Here is a 17,088-nt window from a genome sequence, read left to right as displayed (position 1 = left end):
GTCCCTCCCCAGGTCGGCAGGCTCGCCACACCGTACCGGCCGGTGCCGCCGCCCGGCAGCCCCGGCTCCGACCTATTCGGCGGCCAGCGAGGTGACCACGGGTTGCCGTAGCGCGCGGCGGGCCGGCAGCACCGAGGCGACCAGGGCGGCGACCGCCGCGCCGGCGACGATCACGCCGAGCTGTGCCCATGGCACCTGCAGCGCGAAGATCCCGTCCTCGGCGTTGTTGAGGACGGCGAGCGCGCTCAACGCCCCGGCCACGCCGATCGCGATGCCGCACGCCGTACCGCTGACCGCGGTCAGCACCGCCTCGGTGGCGAGCATCCGACGTAGTTGCCCCCGGGTCAGGCCGACCGCCCGCAGCAGGGCGTTCTCCCGGGTCCGTTCGACGACCGACAGGGTGAGGGTGTTGGCCAGGCCGAGCAGTGAGATGAGGATCGCCAGGGCCAGCAGGGCGAGCACGAACTGCAGGACCGTGTCGACGGTGCTGGTGCGTGATTCGGCGTACGCGGCCCGGTCGACGAACGTCACGAACGGGTAGCTGACCACGATCGACTCCACTGCCTCGCGGGCAGCCTGATCGTCGACGCCGGTGGCCGGGTCGAGCTGCACCAGCCAGGTGTCGACGCCGGGGTAGGCGGCGGTGACGTCCTCTTCGACGGCCAGCACCGTGGCGGGGACCGGCTGGTCGCCGCCGGGCGGGTCGGCGAGGACCGCGACGACGACGGCGTCGCGGGCCTGCCCGACCGGCCGGACCTGATCAGCAGGATCTGCAGCATCTGCCGGGTCCGGTTCCAGGCGGATCCGGTCGCCGACGGCGTACCCGGTCGCCTCGTTGACGATCACCCGGCCCGGGCCGAGTTCGCGGACGTCCCCGTCGACCACCGTCAGTTCCGCCTTGGCCAGCAGGTCGGGGTGGGCGGCGGCCACGTCGAAGCCGCCGGGTGCCCCGTACACCTCGGCGTCCGCGAACACCACACCGAGTTCCGGCAGGTCACGCAGCCGATCGATCAGCTCCGGCGGCACCGGGTCCAGATCGGACTGTACGACGAACCCGGTTCCGATCCGGGTGTCGACCTCCCGCTCCACCGCCCGCTTGACGCTGTGCGCGCCGACCGCGAACGAGGTGACCAGGCCGATGCCGATCACCAGGGCCATCGCGGTGGCGGCGGCGCGGCGCGGGTTGCGGACCGCGTTGGCGACCGCGAGCCGGGCGGTCGGCCCGGCGGCCCACCCGGTCAGCCGGCCGAGCCCCCGGGTGACCGCCGGCACGATCAACGGGCTGGCCAGCACCAGGCCGAGGAAGGTCAGGATGCCACCGGCGACGACGACCAGCAGGTCCTCCAGCCGAGCGGCGACGACCAGCCCGAGCACGCCGACGGCGATCAGCAGCAGGCCGGTGCCGAGCCGCAGCCGGCCGACCGGGCGGGCGACGGTCAGTGCCGCGTCGGTCAGCGCGGCGACCGGCGGTACGGCGGTGCCGCGCCAGGCCGGCAGCAGCGCCGCGCCGACGGTGACGCCGACGCCGCAGATCAGGGCGACCGCGACGGTACGCAGGCTGACCACGGTGCCGCTCGGCGTACCGGCGCCCAGCTCGGCGTAGAGCTGGCGCAGGCCGGCGGCGGCCACCACCCCGAGCAGCAGTCCCCAGACCGCGCCGATCAGCCCGACGGCGGCGGCCTCGACGATGCCGGCGCGGAACAGTTGCGCCCGGGTGGCGCCGACGAGCCGCAGCAGCGCGGTCTCCCGGGTGCGTTGGGCGAGCAGGATGGTGAAGGTGTTGGCGATGACGAAGCCGGCGACGAAGACCGCGATCGCGGCGAACGCCAGCAGCAGGCGGGTGAACTGCTCACCGTTGCCGACCGTGTGGTCCAGCGCGTCGGCGCGCAGTTGTGCACCGGTGCGGGTGACGACGTAGCCGCCGACGGCGGTACGCAGCCGTTGCGCCAGTTCGGCCTGGCCGACGCCGGGTTCGGCGACGACCAGCACCCGGTCCGGGTCGGTACGGCCGATGAGCCGGCGGGCGTCGGCGTCGACCATGCCGAGCAGCGCGCCACCGGAGTCGACGCCGGTGCCGGCGACGTCGACCAGGCCGACCACCTGCAACGGCTGCGGCTGCCGGTCGGCGGCGGCGACCCGGATCTGGTCGCCGACGGCGATGTCGCGGCGGTCGGCGGTCCGGGCGTCCAGCACGGTCTCGCCGGGCCGTTGCGGCAGCCGACCGGCGGCCAGCGGCAGACCGGCGAGTCGGGGGTCCGCCGGGACGGTGACCATGCCGTTCATGCCGGGAATGGACTGGTCGTCCGGGCCGAGCAGCCCGATGCCGAATGAGCTGAAGGTGCCTTCGGCGGCGGCGACCCCGTCGACCTGTCGGACGGCGTCGACAAGGCCGGTCGGCAGGATCGCGCCGTCGATGTCGGGTGCGCCGGCCACACCGGGCGGTACGTCGAAGTCGCGGGTCAGTTCGACGTCGACGAAGCGGTCGAGCAGGCCGGCGCGTTCCTCGGTGGCGGCGGTCAGCCCGTCGGAGAAGATCAGGGTGCCGGTGACGAAGCCGACGCCGAGGACGATCGCCAGCGAGGAGAGCAGCAGTCGGGTGGCGTTGGCGCGCAGGGAGCGCAGGGTGAGCCGCAGCATCTCCGGTTCACCTGCCCGCGTGGGCGTCGCGCCCGGCGGAGTCCAGGCGGGACATCACGTCGAGGATGGCGTCGACGTCGGGGCGGTCCAGGTCGGTGACCCGGCGGCCGTCGGCGAGGAAGGTGACCCGGTCGGCGCGGGTGGCGGCGAGCGGGTCGTGGGTCACCATCACGACGGTCTGGCCGAGCTGGTCGACGGCGTCACGCAGCAGCCGCAGCACCTCGGCGCCGGAACGGGAGTCCAGGTTGCCGGTCGGTTCGTCGGCGAAGATCACCGCCGGGCGGGTGATCAGGGCGCGGGCGACGGCGACCCGCTGCTGCTGCCCGCCGGAGAGTTCGGCGGGGCGGTGGCCGAGCCGGTCGGTGAGCCCGACGGCGGCCACCACCTGCCGCAGCCAGTCGCTGTCGATCCGGCCGCCGGCGATCGCCACCGGCAGGGTGACGTTCTCCAGGGCGGTGAGGGTGGGCAGCAGGTTGTAGCGCTGGAAGACGAAGCCGATCCGGTCGCGCCGCAGCATGGTCAGCCGGCGGTCGTCGAGCCGGGTGATCTCGGTGTCGCCGATCCGGACGGATCCGGCGGTGGGGCGGTCCAGCCCGGCGAGGCAGTGCATCAGGGTCGACTTGCCGGACCCGGAGGCGCCCATGATGGCGTGGAACTGGCCGGTGGCGAAGGCGATGTCGACGCCGTCCAGTGCGGTGACCGCCGCCGCACCGTTGCCGTACACCTTGGACAGGCCGGTGGCGGTGACCGCTGCCGCGGTCGAAGTGATCGTTGACATGCCGGTAACGCTAGGGACGCGGGCGGTGCGCGGCGTCCGCCGTTCTACGTCACTTCCGGGTCCGTCGCGGGTCGCACTCCGGGGCCGGCGTACGCCTCAGGTCGTACTTCCGGGGCGGATCAACCCCGTCTCGTACGCCAGCACGACGGCCTGGACCCGGTCCCGTAGCCCCAGCTTGGCCAGGATCCGCCCGACGTGGGTCTTGACGGTCGCCTCGGCGACGGTGAGCCGGCCGGCGATCTCTGCGTTGGACAGCCCCTGGCCGAGCAGCAGCAGCACTTCACGTTCCCGGTCGGTGAGCCCGTCGACGGTGGGGGCGGCCGACCCGGCGGTGACCAGCTGCCCGGCGAAGCGGTCCAGCAGTCGGCGGGTGATCCGGGGCGCGACGACCGAGTCGCCGGCGGCGATCACCCGGATCGCGGCCAGCAGCTCCTCCGGTGGGACGCTCTTGAGCAGGAATCCGCTCGCCCCGGCCTGCAGTGCGGCGAAGGCGTCGGACTCGGTGTCGAAGGTGGTCAGCACCAGCACCCGGGGGGTGGGTCCGGTGGCGCAGATGCGCCGGGTGGCTTCGACGCCGTCGAGGACCGGCATCCGTACGTCCATCACGACGACGTCGGCGTCGACGGTACGCAGCAGCCGCAGTGCCTCGGCGCCGTCGCCGGCCTCGCCGACCACGGTCATGTCGCCGGAGTAGTCGAGCACCATCCGGAAGCCGGCCCGGACCAGGGCCTGATCGTCGACGAGGACGACCCGGATGGCAGCGCCCGGGGCGGCGGCGGAGCCCTCGGTCGCCGGGCCGCCGGCGGTCGTCGCGCCGCCGGTCATGCCGCCGCCGCCAGGCTCAGCGGGATCGACGCGCGGACCTGCCAGCCGCCGTCGAGCCGCGGGCCGGCGGTGAACTCGCCGCCGTACAGTCCGGCCCGCTCGCGCATGCCGATCAGGCCGTGCCCACCGGCCGGCAGCGCGGCGGCCGGCAGCGGCAGCGGGGTGACGTTGGTCAGCGCGGGCGCCGCGGCCGCCCGGCGGCCGCCGTCGTCGACCACCTCGATGGTGATGGCCTGCCGGGTGTACGTGATCGACACCCGCGCCGTGGTCCGCTCCCCTGCGTGTTTCAGGACGTTGGTCAGCGACTCCTGCACGATGCGGTAGACGGCGAGGGAGACCCCGTCGGGCACCTCCGGCGCGGTGCCGGTCACCGCGAACTCGACGGCCAGCCCGGCGCCCCGGGCCTTCGCCACCGCCTCGCCCACCTGGTCGAGGGCGCCGCGCGGGCGTTCCACCACCGATTCGGGGGAGCGCTCCGGATGACGCAGTACGTCGATCAGCTGCCGCATCTCGCCGAGCGCTTCCCGGCCGGCGGCACCGATCGTGGTCAACGCGGACCGGGTGCGTTCCGGGTCGCGGTCGAGGGCGAACCGGCCGCCGTCGGCGTGCACGATCATGACCGACAGCGAGTGGGCGATGATGTCGTGCAGTTCGCGGGCGATCCGGCCGCGTTCCTCGACGACGGCGATCCGGGCCAGGTGGTCGCGTTCGCGTTCGGCGGTGGCGGCGCGTTCCTCCAGGCTGAGTACGTACAGGTGCCGGATCCGCACGGTCAGGCCGAGCAGCGTCACCCCGATGGTGACCGAGGCGGCCAGCGTGAGGATGTACTGGTCGAGCCACGGCTGGCCGGGGCCTGACGGGCTGAGCAGTACGGCGGCCGCGAAACAGCCGAACAGGGTGACGCCGAGGGCGGCGAACCCGACCCAGGCGCGGCGGGCGTACTTCACCACCGAGTAGAGCGCGACGAAGATCGCCACGTCGTGCGGCAGCAGGGTGAAGGTGTCGCCGGCGAGCAGTTGGGCGGCGGCAAGGCCGGCGACCACGGCGAACGTGGCGACCGGGAAGCGACGACGGGCGAACAGCGGCAGCGCCATCAGGACCCCGTGCACGATGCCGATCGTGCCGTACGCGCCGCCGGCGATCACCGACGCGGAGCCGACGACGGCGACGATGGCGAGGTCGAACAGCAGGTCACGACCGCGCCGCAGCCAGCGCGGGAGGACCGGCGTGGGCATCGACATGCTGCGAGCGTACCCACGGTCAGGTGCGGGACCGGCCGGCCCGCCGGGTCCGCCTCAGGTGCGGGACCGGCCGACCATCGCGCCGACGATCATCCGGTCGACGCCGGGCAGGCCGGCGGCGGCCAACGCGACCCGGCGGGCCCGTAGCCACCACTGGCGCTGCGGCACGAACCAGCGGGCACCGCGCCGGGCCACCTGCTGTTTGTCGGTGATGACCGGCCGCATCGCCGTCTCGTAGCGGCGCAGGGCGGTGGCGAGCAGGGTGGGGTCGGCGGCGGCCGTCGGGTCGGGAGTGGTGCCGAGGGCCCGGGTCAGCTCGTCGGCGAGGGTCTGCGCCCCCGCGACCGCCAGCGAGGCACCCTGCCCGGCGAGCAGCGACACCGCCTGGCAGGCGTCGCCGACCAGCACGACCCGGCCGTGGTTCCAGTACGGCAGGTCGATCTGGGCGACCTGGTCGTAGTAGATCTCGTCGGCGGGTGGGCAGGCGGCGAGCGCCTGCGGCACGATCCAGCCGAGGTCGGCGTACTCCTGGTGGAGGGCTGCCCGGGGATCCGCCGGCAGCGTCGGATCGCTGCTGTGGTGCACGGCGAAGGCCGCGACCCGGCCGTCGCGCAGGGCGTAGCAGCCGAGTTGGCGGCGGGTGCTGTCGGTGAGGGCGAACTCGTCGCCGATCTCGGCCCGTACCGCCGGGTCGTCGAACACCCAGGCGGCGGTGTGGAAGCCGAGGTAGCGCAGGAAGTGGCGTTCGCCGCCGTAGACGAGCCGCCGCACGGTGGAGTGGATGCCGTCGGCGCCGATCAACAGGTCGGCGCGGTGGACGGTGCCGTCGGCGGTGGTGGCGTCGACCCGGTCGGAGCGATGGTCGATGCGGGTCAGCCGGCTGTCGAAGCGCAGCGCGACCCGTTCGGGCAGCGCGTGGCGCAGGATCCGCTCCAGGTCGGGGCGCATGATGCTGGTCAGTCGGCCGTCGACCATCTCGGCGAACCGGGCGTAGCTGAGGCTGGCCCGGCGGCGACCGCGCTCGTCGCGGTAGGTCAGCGCCTGCACCCGGTAGCCGTGCTCCTGCAGTTGCGGCAGCAGCCCCATCCGGTCGAGCACGTCGTAGCCGGGACCGAAGAAGTCGATCATGTAACCCTCGGTACGCGGGGCGGCCGCCTGCTCCAGCACGGTCACCGACCAGCCGGCGGCGTCGAGTCGGTGCGCCAGCGCCAGCCCGGCGATCCCGGCCCCGCAGATGACCGCCTTCACTGTCGGCCCCCTTCCGTCGTGGCGCTTTCGGTCGTGGCGCTCTCCGTCGTGGCGTCGATGATGATCATCCGGGTGAGCGGCCCGGCGACCGCGCCCGAGGTGAGAGCGGGTGACAATGGACGGTGCAGCAGCAGCCCGTCGACGGCGGCGGCCAGCACGGCGGCGGTGGCCGCCGGGTCGGCGACGCGGTGGCCGGCGAGCCAGTCGGCGAGCCGGCCGCGCAGGTCGTCGAGGATGCCGGCCAGGGTACGCCGCAGGTCGTCGTCGCGGGCGGCGGCGAGGTAGGTCTCGGCGAACAGCAGCGAGGTCGGGTCGGTGCCGGAGTAGCCGTCCAGGGCGGCGAGCATCGACCGTACGCCGTCGGCCGGGGTCGCCGCCGTCGTCAGCAGCGCACCCAGGTCGGCGGTCAGGTCGGTGACCGCGGTGGTGGCCGCCTCGATCAGCAGCGCCTGGATCGACGGGTAGTGGTAGTGGACCAGGCCGGGGGCGACCCCGGCCCGGTCGGCGACCACCCGGGTGCTGACCGCCGACCAGCCGCGTTCGGCGATCAGCGTGACGGCGGCGGCCCGCAGTCGGGCCCGCACCTGTCGGCCGCGTTCTGCGGCGCTCTGCGTCATCCGCACACTCCGATCCCGTATTGGTCGCCCGCCCTGGTCGTTTGTCCTGGGCGAACGTCCAACACGTTACCACGTCGATGCGATGCGTGAAAACGACTCTGGATTCCGAGGCCGCCGCCGTGCGATCCTTGTTGGCGTTCAGTAATCACACGATCACCGATGGCTACCCCTCGGCCGGAGGCGCACGTGAGCGAGCTGTACCGCACGCCCTACTACGAACCGCCGCCAGGCAAGGACAGCGGTGCGACTCAGATGCAGGTGCTGGTCACCGGCATCACCCCGCCGGTGCCGTCCGCCACGTACGGTGCCATGACCACCCTCGTCGGCCTCCGCCTCGACGGCCCCCGACACTGGATCCGGTTCGACGAGATCCCCGCCCACCCGCTCAGCCAGGCCGCGCCCGTACGGCGCTACGACATCGTCTCCGCCGTCGCCGAACCCGACCCCGACGACCCACGCCCGGAAAGCTGGCGGGCCCACGACGGCACCTTGCGGGTCCGTCACGAGGCGCGCCAGTGGCCCCGGCGCACCGCGATCCTGCACCCGCACGCCGAATGGTCCATGTGCGACATCCACCAGGCGGCGACCGGCCGCGACGACGCCCGGTCGGTCGCCCTGATCCGCGCCGCCGAGCTGCGCTACCTGCGGATCGGTCGCACGCCGGTGGCGGCACCGGCCGAACGCTGGTCCGCCGCCACCTGGCGACGCCACGAACCCGACCTGTTCCGACCGATCGTGCACGACCTGCTGCGCCGCCCACCGTTCACCCTCGCCTACCGGTACCGGTGCCACCACCCCGGCTGCGCAGGCCACGTACAGCAGCTGCGCGACCGGGACGTGGTCGCCTTCCAGCAGCGCCGCCGCAGATACTGCGGGCTGCCGCTACGCCGCGCACTGGTCGGCGAGTTCTGGTGGCCGCTGCGCCAACCCGGCCGCGAAGTGGCGTTCCTGGTCGGCAACCGCCGCGACGCCCCGGCCACCTTCGACATACTGGACACCGTCATCCTCCGCCGCTAGCTCGCCGGCCCGGATGCTGGGCGAGGGCGAACGACCGCACGACGGGATGCAGGTGGTAACGCCCGACGGTGTCCGACTCCAGCAACGCCAGGTCGACCAGCTCCTCCAGCAGGTCCTCGCTGTCCGGCTCGGGCCGGCCCAGCACCCGCGCCACGACGGGCAGCGCGAAGTCCGGCCGGTCGGTGACGGCCAGCAGGACCAGGGCGCGCTGCTGCTCCGAGGTGAGCTGCCGCCAGCTGGCCAGAAAGGTCGCACTCACGTCGAGACCACCGGCCCGCAACGAGCCCAGCCGGTGCCCGTCGGTGAACCGGTCGCGCAACGCCCCGATCGACCAGCCCGGCCGGGCGGCCAGCCGGGCCGCCACGATGCGGACCGCCAGCGGCAGCAATCCGCAGGCCACCACGAGCTCCCGGGCCGTCTCGCGCTCGGCCGCCACCCGGTCGTGGCCGATCACCCGGCTCAGCAGCTCGATCGCCTCGGTCTCGTCGAACACGTCGAGATCGGCGTGCACGGCACCGTTCAGGCCGGCCAGCCGGGAACGGGAGGTGACCAGGACGCCACAGGTCGCGGTACCCGGCAGCAGCGGGGTGATCTGTGCGAGGCTGTGCGCGTCGTCCAGCACCACGAGCAACCGGCGGTCGTGCGTCGCCGAGCGGAACAGCGCCGGCCTGCTGTCCAGGCAGTCCGGTACGAACTCCACCCCGAGCGCCTCGAGGAAGCCGTCCAGGACGTCCTGCGGTGACGCCGGCACGGCGTCACCGCCCCGCAGTTCCGCGTACAACTGTCCGTCCGGGTAGTGCGCGCCGAGCCGGTGGGCGACGTGCCGGGCCAGGGTGGTCTTGCCGACACCACCCATCCCGGCTACGGCCACGACCGGCAACGATTCGCGGTCGGGCCGGCTCAGGGCGTCGGTGACGAGACGGGCCACCGCCGCACGCCCGGTGAAGTCCGCCGTGGTGGCCGGGACCTGGGCCGGAACCTGGGCCGGGACCTGGGCCGGTCGTGGCGCCGGTTCCTCACGTCGCGGCGACTCTTCACTTTGTGCCGGCCCTTCACTTCGCGCCGGCTCCGACCTTCGCACCGGCTCCGCACGCCGCCTTGGCGGGGCGGCGGGTCGCTCGCTGATCAGGAGCTGCCGGTGGGCCTCGGCAAGCTCGACGCTGGGTTCCAGCCCCAGCCGGTCCACGATCCGGCGCCGAGCGGCCGGAAACACCGCAGCGGCCTCCCCCGGCCGGCCGCTGGCGTGCAGCGCCCGGATCAGCAGCACGGAAAGGCTCTCCCGCAACGGGTTCTCGTCACTGAGAGCGCGCAACTCGGGCACGCACCAGGAGGCGCGACCGAGGTCGATGTCCAACGCCAGACGCGCCTCCAGCAGATCGAGGTGCAGCTCACTGAGCCGGCGACGATGCCGTTGCGCGAACGGGCCGGGCACCCCGGCCAGCGGCTCGCCGTTGAAGAGGGCGAGCGCCTCGGCCAGCATCGCGCGAGCGCTCCGCGCGTCGCCGGCCTGACGGGCGCGGCGGGCCAGTGCCTCGGCGTACCGCACATCGACGGCGTCCTCGGGCACCGTCAGGCGGTAGCCGTCACCGACGGTCGTCAGGATCCGGGGCTCGGCGGCGTCGTTCTCCAGCACCTTGCGCCACCGCCAAGCGTACGTGCGGAGGGCTTTCATCGCGGTGACCGGCGGATCGTCGCCCCACAGCGCCTCCATCAGAACGGTCGCGCTCACCCCCTGGCCCGGCCGCAGGAGAAGGACGGCGAGCAGTGCCTGTTGCTGCGGGCTTCCCATGTCGAGCTCGACGGAGCCCCGGCGGCCACGCACGACGCCGAGCAGGTCGAACCGAAGGGGCTCCATGTCAACCGCAGACGATCGCATCGGCGGCGGCCCGCAAATCCACCCTCATGTCGCCATCCTGGCAAACCGCAGCGGTCGGCGGTCCGGACAGTAGGCAAACCCATAGGACAGACGTCGTGTCCACAAGCTACGCCTGCGGATATATCAACCAGGTATCGGATATCTATCGGTGTACACGAATCTTTGACCAAGGCACCTCTCGATGAAGGAGGAAGCACATGGGACTGCACGACGCGATCTACCGGCCGCAGAAGGACAAGCCGGAACTCGCCGAGACCGAGCAGCGGACCCTCGACGAGCTGACCGAGCGTGACCAGGACTCCGAGGTGGCGGCGGTCGAGTCCGCCGGCTGAGTCGACGTCACAGGGCCGGGCGGGGTGCCCGTCCGGCCCACCCGCAACCCGCAGCGTCGGTGCGTTCAGTCGGAGGTGGAGCGATGTCGAGGACAGATCTTGCGGCCGGCCCGGTGGTTCAGGACGGTGAGCGGACGCTGAGTCTGCCCGAGGCCCACCAGCGGGGTACCGCGGCGGCAACCGAACTCGACCTCCGGGTCGACTGCACGGCGGTGCTCGACGGCGACCCGGCGGTCTGGACGGCGACGCTGTGGCGGGGCGACGACCCGGTGCCCAGCGGGCTGGGACTCGGCAAGGGAAGTTCGGCGGCGGCGCAGGTCGGCGCGATCTTCGAGGCGTTGGAACACCACCTCAGCGGGCTGCAGGGCCTCGCCGGCGGCGGGACGACGCTGCGCCACGCTGGTGAGATCTCCCGCGATGCGACGCTCCGACGGGACGTGGCGCTCGGCCTGCTCGGGGAGTTGCCCGACGGACCGATGGGGTGCCTGCCCTTCCGGGTGCTGACCAGCGGCGCCGAGGTCGACGTACCGCTGTTCCTGTCCGTGCCGGACTACCTCGACGAGGAGGCCGACCCGCTGCGGGAGAACCTCGGTGACCGCTACGACTACACCGGGGTGAGCCGCTACTCCTGCAACAACGGCTGGGCGGCGGGCACCGACCCGGTCGAGGCGGCGGTCCACGCACTCAACGAGACCATCGAGCGGGACGCGCTCTCCCTCCTGCTGATCGACCAGTTCCTGGGGCGGCGGAGATCCCCGCTCGTCCTCATCGACACGGACACGTTGCCGGACGACCTCGCCGACCTGGTGTCGGCGGCGGAGACCATCACCGGCCAGCCGCTGCACCTGATCGACATGACCAGCGACCTGGGCGTACCGGCGATCTTCGCCTATCTCCCCACGCGCGACGGCGGACCGGCCCGGATCCGCGGCTGCGGCGCCTCCCTCTCCCGGCACTACGCGATCGCCCGTGCGGTGAGCGAGCTGGTCCAGGTCCACCTGGCGTCCTCGCTCGGGAACATCCACTCCGCGTTCGCCGCCATGACGCCCGTGCGGCACGACTGGACCAGGCCCTATCCCGCGCTGCACGCCTGCTACCGCAGCGACTTCAGTACCCGGCTCGACGACGCGACCGTCGTGCCGTACCGGGACACGGAAGCTCCGGCCACCGCCGCCGGCCACTTCGACGCGCTCGTCGACGCCCTCTCCCGACGCGGCTTCACGCCGTTGCAGCGTGACCACTATGTCACCGGAAACCTGGCCGTGGTCAACATCTTCGTCCCCGGCCTGGAGAGGTTCATGCTCGTCACCGACGGACAGGTGGTGGTGCCGGGAGCGCGGGGCATGGCGGTCCGCAACAACGGAGTACGGCCTGGACCCGTGAACGACACCAGGTGACTCACGTGCAGATGGCGCCGGGCTGAGCACAGACCACGCTGGAGATAGGGACCGGCCAGATGCCACCTGTGCTAAGACAGGGCGGTGAAACGAACTGCGCGCGGGTTCGCAGCGGCACTCGTCGTAACGGCGACAGTTGGCATGCCGGTGCCGGCACTGGCAGCCGACGCCGTGGCCCCGGCCGACGCGGTGGCAGCCGACGCCGTGGCCCCGGCCGACGGCGCGACCGCCACGCCGTACGCCGGGACCGGCGACCCCGGGTACGCCGGCGACGACGGCCCTGCCGTGGCGGCGGTGCTGAACCAGCCCGGCGGGGTCGCCGTCGCGCCGGACGGGGTCGTGTACGTCGCCGACACCGGCAACGGGGTCGTCCGGGCGATATCGGCCGACGGCGTGATCCGGACCGTCCCCGTCGGCGAGGACTCCCTGAACCATCCGAGCAGTCTGGCGGTCGACGCGGCCGGGACCATCTACATCGGCGACAACGGCAACGCCCGGATCCTCTCCCTGCCGCCCGACGGTGACGTGACCGTGGTGGCGGGCGGCAACGGGGCCGGGTTCGCCGGTGACGGCGGGCCGGCCACCGAGGCACAGCTGCGCGACGTCAGCGGCCTGACCGTCGACGCCGACGACGGGTTGGTCTTCGGCGACCTGCGCAACTACCGGGTCCGGCGGATCGACACCAGCGGTCTCATCGACACCCTGATCGGCAGCGGCGACGTCGGCCTGGTGGCCGGCGGCGACGCGGCGTCGTTCACGTTCCCGTACGCACCGATCTCGACGGCGGACGACCCCGACGGCGGCCGCTGGGTGGCGAGCACCCTGCTGTACGGCCTGTCCGACAACCGGATGCGCGCGGTGGTCCGCGACGGCGACAGTCGGTGGACGTACTCCGAATCGCAGTCGGCGGAGATCCCCGCCGGCGCCTGGCAGGGCACCCTCTACCTGGCCGCCACCGCGAACGCCCGGTACCTGTCGACCGACGACGGCCTCTACCGCTTCCACCCCGACGGCCGGGTGGAGACCCTGCTGGCGGATCCGTCCATCGCTGGACCGTTGACCATGGTGGACGACCAGCTCGGCTACCTGGTCGACCCGCGCCAGCACAAGGTGTACCGGCTGGAGCTGCCAGCGATCTCCAGCACCGGCGGCGACGGTGACCGCGACCCCGACGGTGCGGTACGGCCATGGTGGGTGCTGGCCGCCGGGTTGCGGTCGCGGTGGCACTCCTGGTGGCGGTCGTCGCGGTACGCCGCCGCAGGGCGATGAACTGAGCGGCCACGCCGCAGTAATACCGGTCGGAGCCGTGTTTCCGCTGCGCACTCTGCGCACTATGGTTGCCGCATGGTGGAGACGTTCGCAGTCGACCGGGTCGACCGCATCGCGGACATCCTGTTCGGAGTGGCGACGGCCAAGGGGCTGATCGGCTACGGCCCGCTGGCGAAGCGGGTAGGCACCCGCCCCGACTTCCTGGGCCAGCCGCTTGACAAGCTCTCTCGGCTCGCCGCCGAGCGGGGCGAGCCGCTGTGGAGCGCGCTTGTCGTGGCCCGCAGCAGCGGACGTCCCAGTTCCGGCTTCTACGGGCTCGCGCGCAGCATCCGCCCGGAGTACGAGGACAAGAGTGACGACGAGGTGTGGGCGCAGGAGCGCGAGCGCTGCTACGCGGCCGCCGCGTCGGCGTAACACCGCTGCGTGTCGGTGGGGCGTGGCACTCTGACCGGGTGAACGTCGAGGAAGCCGTCCGACTGCGCCGGGCCCGGGACCTGCTGGACCGGGAGTACGCCCGCCCGCTGGACGTGCCGGCGATGGCGCGGGCCGCGTACATGTCGCCGTCGCACTTCACCCGGCTGTTCCGGGCCGCCTACGGCGAGAGCCCGTACGGCTATCTGTCGACCCGGCGGGTCGAGCGGGCCAAGGCGCTGCTGCGCCGTGGCGACCTGAGCGTCACCGACGTCTGCATGGCGGTGGGGTTCACTTCACTCGGCTCGTTCAGCTCCCGCTTCACCGAGTTGGTCGGCGAGTCGCCCAGCGCGTACCGGGCCAGGTCACATGCGGCCGGCGCGGCCATCCCGGCCTGTTACGTCAAGGCCGTCACCCGCCCGACCCGGCCGGCCGCGCCGCGCTTTCCTGTTCAATGACGACTGAGACGAGGCTCTGAGCTAACCGAACAGCTCGCGGATCACGCCCATGGCTCGTGGCGAGATCACCTCGTCCGGATAGAAGTCACGGCACAACCGCACGGCATCGTCCACCGTCGCGACCTTGGCCAGCGCGGCGAGGGTACGAAGGTCGTCCACGTCGCGTGTCCGAGCCGCGAGAGCCTTCATTGCGAAGGTGTGCTCGGGCGAAGCCGCCATGACGCGAATGCCGGGATGGTCGAAGACCCGCCGTCGTCCCGGGTCCTCTTTGCCGGACACGTAAACGCTGGCCTGCTCGTTGAGCCACCACGGGGGCAGTCCTAATTCGTCGGCCACTGCACGCGCCTCGTCGAGAACGACGCCGTGCGGCACGAACATCGCATCGACGTCCCTTGTCACCCGTTTTGCGTCATAGGCCAAGGCCATCGCGGCACCACCGACGACGAAGATGTCAGCAACGACCCCTCGACGGACGAGCCGATCACCTAAGCTACTGAACGCTCGCTCAAGTTCCGCGCGCCCCATCAGGACGCCGTCTGAGCCGGTCACGCCGCCGCCAGATCGTGGACGGACAGGTACACCCCATGCTTGCGAAGGGCGGCAGGCGCCCAGGCCAGCGCATCTGCCCGGTGGATCGCCAATTCGGCAGGGAACCATGGTCGGCGCAGCACCCGCGCCTCGGCCCATTGCGGCGGGGCGATGTCCGCCTGCGCGAGCAGATGCTCTGCGAGTGCCGCGAGTAGTGCGTCCCACCGCTCGTCCCCGGTCGGCTCCGGTTCGTCCAGCAGCAGCGTCACTCTGGTGTCCGCCGGCTCCCAGCGGAACTCCTCCAGGAATTCCCACACCAACTTCCACCGGGTCTGGTCGACGTCTGTGGATGCCAGATGACTGGCCAGCACTGCCAGACTCATCGGTTCGTAGCCGGTACCCACAACGCGAACCTCACTTTCCGAACCTCGGCATCACTTCGGCACCATCAGCTTCAGGCTACCGGGCGACGGCCTGTCCAGGACCGGGCGGAGCATCAAGTCGGTTTGGAGAAGCCCAGGTCAGCCGGTCCGGCGTAGCGTCACCGGCATGACGATCACGCTTTCCCACACGTTCCTGCTCGTCCACGACCAGGACGAGGCATTGAAGTTCTACCGCGACGTGCTCGGCCTGGAGGTCCGCACCGACATGGCGTTCGAGGGCGTCCGCTGGCTGACCGTCGGCCCGCCCGGACAGCCGGACGTCGAGATCGTGCTCGAAGTCGCCGCGATGGGTCGCGCCGCCGACCAGGAGACCCTGGAGCTGCTGCTCGCCAAGGGCTCGCTCAGCGGGCTGATCTTCCTGGTCGACGACGTGGACGCGACGTTCGAGCGGGTCAGGGCCGCAGGGGCGGAGGTCATGCAGGAGCCCATCGATCAGCCGTACGGCTTCCGCGACTGCGGTGTCCGCGACCCGTCCGGCAACAACATCCGTTTCTCCCAGAAGCTGTCGCAGTGAGCTGACCGACGACGCAGACCGGCGGCGCTGACTGGACCGGGCTGTCCCGGCTCATCCCGAGGCAGCCCGGTTGCCGCAGGTCGGACAGACCGTGGGTGGTTGCTTCGGGCGGCGGCCACGGATCGCGACAGTCAGTGGCAGGGCCGCGCCAGCCGCCAGCACCGAGACGACGGCCACCCAGGCGGTCGACGCCCAGGAATCCGCAGCAGTCCCGGCATAGCTGGCCACCAGCCCGGTGAGCGGTTCGACCAGCAGCGTCGCGAACGCCGGCAACATGATCACCGTCGCCAGCCAGCCCCGATCGTCGCCACGCACTGCGAGCAGGGCGCTGGCACCCAGCAGCCCGATCAGCAGGATCGCAGCGATCGCGGCAAGCAGATCGCCGTCGAACCACCGGTACGGGCTGCCTGGCATGGTGATGGTCGCGACCCCGGCGGCGGTCACCGTCACCAGGGCGACGACGACTCGCAGCCGCAGCCCGGCCCGGCTGCCGGGACTGTCCGGCAGGCCGAGCGCGACCAGGCCGAGCGCCAGTTGCGGCACCAGTACCGTCAGCGGGGGCCGGTCGTACGGCAGCAGGGCGGCGGCGGGGAGCAGCGCGACTGTCACCGCCAGGGCCGCCAGGACACCGACCCGAACGACACGGCCGGGCGATACGAGGGCGGTGAGCCCGACGGCGAGCCAGGCGACCCAGGCAACTACACCGATGGTCTGAAAGGGGCCGAACATCGGCACTGGCCCAGCCAGCGCACCGCCGATCACTTCGGCGCTGATCAGCCAGAAGGTGGCAAGCATCGTGACCGTGCCGATAGCGACGGTGGCGGCGATCGGCAGCGCCGCCGCCATGCCGCTGCTGCGCAGGTGGGCGCGGGTCGCACCGGCCAGCACGTCCCGGACGTCGGCAGCGCTCGGTCGTCGGCGGCCGCCGTCCACCATCGCCAGATAGGTGTCGAGCATCTCGTCGCTGCGGTGGGCCTGGTAGTGCGCCGGATAGCAGCGCAGCAACGCCCGGTACCTGCGCTCCAGGACGGATCGGTCGTCGGTCATGCCACACCTGCGGCGAGTCGGGTGCTGGTGGCCCGCTCGCGGGCGCGCAGTCGTTGGCTGGCGGCCTGCACGTTGAGCCGCATCCGTTCGGTTTCGGCCCGCAGCACCGTCTCGCCGCGATCGGTGAGGCGGTAGTAGCGGCGGAGCCGACCGTCGACGATCTCCTCGCGGTCGGTGGCGACAAGGCCGTCGTCACCGAGCCGGTCGAGTGCACCGTAGAGCGTGCCGGGACGCAGGGTCAGCCGACCATCGGAGAGGGTGGACACCTCGGAGATCAGTCCGTAGCCGTGCATCGGCTCCCGGGCAAGGGCGGTCAGGATGAGGAACGTCGGCTCGCGTAACAACTCGGGCATGACCACAACGTATCGGTGACAAACATATATCGCAAGCGAAGGTATTAGTGAGGGGTGACTGTGCCTCCGGTCGGCTTGCCGGTCCCGGCCGGAGGCA

The 17,088-nt window shown here is 72.2% G+C and carries 18 protein-coding genes; 7 read left to right on the top strand and 11 right to left on the bottom strand.

Annotated elements, in window-relative coordinates; all coding sequences use genetic code 11:
• Positions 1–72: 72 nt before the first annotated feature.
• From O7608_RS10050 to O7608_RS10025, 6 genes are all read right to left on the bottom strand, one after another.
• Positions 73–2,637: an ABC transporter permease gene (locus tag O7608_RS10050; protein ID WP_289209681.1), complete on the bottom strand. Its 2,565-nt coding sequence runs from the start codon at positions 2,635–2,637 to the stop codon at positions 73–75.
• Between the two features lie 7 nt (positions 2,638–2,644).
• Positions 2,645–3,415: an ABC transporter ATP-binding protein gene (locus O7608_RS10045; RefSeq protein WP_289209680.1), complete on the bottom strand. Its 771-nt coding sequence runs from the start codon at positions 3,413–3,415 to the stop codon at positions 2,645–2,647.
• A 96-nt stretch (positions 3,416–3,511) separates the two neighbouring features.
• Positions 3,512–4,240, bottom strand: coding sequence for a response regulator (locus O7608_RS10040; protein WP_289209679.1), 729 nt, complete (start codon positions 4,238–4,240; stop codon positions 3,512–3,514).
• Positions 4,237–5,481 (bottom strand): sensor histidine kinase, encoded by a 1,245-nt coding sequence (locus O7608_RS10035; protein WP_289209678.1) that lies wholly within the window; start codon positions 5,479–5,481, stop codon positions 4,237–4,239. The genes O7608_RS10040 and O7608_RS10035 overlap by 4 nt, the downstream gene beginning before the upstream one ends.
• A 54-nt stretch (positions 5,482–5,535) precedes the next feature.
• Positions 5,536–6,729, bottom strand: a complete 1,194-nt coding sequence (locus O7608_RS10030) for an FAD-dependent oxidoreductase (RefSeq protein WP_289209677.1) — start codon at positions 6,727–6,729, stop codon at positions 5,536–5,538.
• Entirely contained in the window at positions 6,726–7,346 is a 621-nt protein-coding gene (locus O7608_RS10025) for a TetR/AcrR family transcriptional regulator (RefSeq protein WP_289209676.1), read from the bottom strand. The genes O7608_RS10030 and O7608_RS10025 overlap by 4 nt, the downstream gene beginning before the upstream one ends.
• Positions 7,347–7,532: 186 nt before the next feature.
• Between O7608_RS10025 and O7608_RS10020 the strand changes: the two genes are divergently transcribed.
• A complete protein-coding gene (locus tag O7608_RS10020) occupies positions 7,533–8,363 on the top strand; it encodes a DUF8757 domain-containing protein (RefSeq protein WP_289209675.1) in 831 nt (276 codons plus the stop codon).
• Here O7608_RS10020 and O7608_RS10015 read toward each other — a convergent pair.
• Positions 8,347–10,218, bottom strand: a complete 1,872-nt coding sequence (locus O7608_RS10015) for an AfsR/SARP family transcriptional regulator (protein WP_289209674.1) — start codon at positions 10,216–10,218, stop codon at positions 8,347–8,349. The two genes, O7608_RS10020 and O7608_RS10015, sit on opposite strands and share 17 nt — an antisense overlap.
• A 218-nt stretch (positions 10,219–10,436) precedes the next feature.
• On the opposite strand from O7608_RS10015, the gene O7608_RS10010 reads away from it, so the two are divergent.
• The 5 genes from O7608_RS10010 to O7608_RS09990 all read left to right on the top strand — a co-directional run bounded on the left by O7608_RS10010 (position 10,437) and on the right by O7608_RS09990 (position 14,106).
• Positions 10,437–10,571: a hypothetical protein gene (locus O7608_RS10010; protein ID WP_289209673.1), complete on the top strand. Its 135-nt coding sequence runs from the start codon at positions 10,437–10,439 to the stop codon at positions 10,569–10,571.
• 83 nt (positions 10,572–10,654) lie between these two features.
• Positions 10,655–11,968: a YcaO-like family protein gene (locus O7608_RS10005; protein WP_289209672.1), complete on the top strand. Its 1,314-nt coding sequence runs from the start codon at positions 10,655–10,657 to the stop codon at positions 11,966–11,968.
• Positions 11,969–12,115: 147 nt separating this feature from the next.
• On the top strand, positions 12,116–13,237 hold the full coding sequence (locus O7608_RS10000) for an NHL domain-containing protein (RefSeq protein WP_289209671.1): 1,122 nt from the start codon (positions 12,116–12,118) through the stop codon (positions 13,235–13,237).
• 75 nt (positions 13,238–13,312) lie between these two features.
• Positions 13,313–13,651, top strand: a complete 339-nt coding sequence (locus O7608_RS09995; RefSeq protein ID WP_289209670.1) for a hypothetical protein — start codon at positions 13,313–13,315, stop codon at positions 13,649–13,651.
• 38 nt (positions 13,652–13,689) lie between these two features.
• A complete protein-coding gene (locus O7608_RS09990) occupies positions 13,690–14,106 on the top strand; it encodes a helix-turn-helix transcriptional regulator (RefSeq protein ID WP_289209669.1) in 417 nt (138 codons plus the stop codon).
• Between the two features lie 21 nt (positions 14,107–14,127).
• Here the strand turns inward: O7608_RS09990 and O7608_RS09985 are convergent, their stop codons facing one another.
• Both O7608_RS09985 and O7608_RS09980 read right to left on the bottom strand, forming a co-directional pair.
• Complete coding sequence (locus O7608_RS09985) at positions 14,128–14,655, bottom strand: DUF6036 family nucleotidyltransferase (RefSeq protein WP_289209668.1); 528 nt, start codon at positions 14,653–14,655, stop codon at positions 14,128–14,130.
• Complete coding sequence (locus tag O7608_RS09980; RefSeq protein ID WP_289209667.1) at positions 14,652–15,038, bottom strand: hypothetical protein; 387 nt, start codon at positions 15,036–15,038, stop codon at positions 14,652–14,654. The genes O7608_RS09985 and O7608_RS09980 overlap by 4 nt, the downstream gene beginning before the upstream one ends.
• A 145-nt stretch (positions 15,039–15,183) precedes the next feature.
• On the opposite strand from O7608_RS09980, the gene O7608_RS09975 reads away from it, so the two are divergent.
• Positions 15,184–15,591: a VOC family protein gene (locus O7608_RS09975; RefSeq protein ID WP_289209666.1), complete on the top strand. Its 408-nt coding sequence runs from the start codon at positions 15,184–15,186 to the stop codon at positions 15,589–15,591.
• Positions 15,592–15,642: 51 nt separating this feature from the next.
• Here O7608_RS09975 and O7608_RS09970 read toward each other — a convergent pair whose 3' ends face one another.
• Both O7608_RS09970 and O7608_RS09965 read right to left on the bottom strand, forming a co-directional pair.
• Positions 15,643–16,638: a hypothetical protein gene (locus tag O7608_RS09970; protein WP_289209665.1), complete on the bottom strand. Its 996-nt coding sequence runs from the start codon at positions 16,636–16,638 to the stop codon at positions 15,643–15,645.
• Entirely contained in the window at positions 16,635–16,991 is a 357-nt protein-coding gene (locus O7608_RS09965) for a PadR family transcriptional regulator (protein WP_289209664.1), read from the bottom strand. Before O7608_RS09965 ends, O7608_RS09970 begins: the two co-directional genes overlap by 4 nt.
• Between the last annotated feature and the right edge of the window lie 97 nt (positions 16,992–17,088).

The organism is Solwaraspora sp. WMMA2056 (assembly GCF_030345095.1).
In the GTDB taxonomy this organism is placed as follows: Bacteria; Actinomycetota; Actinomycetes; order Mycobacteriales; family Micromonosporaceae; genus Micromonospora_E.
The sequence above is the reverse complement of the archived record's forward strand: the minus strand, read 5'-3'. Positions and strand labels throughout refer to the sequence as shown.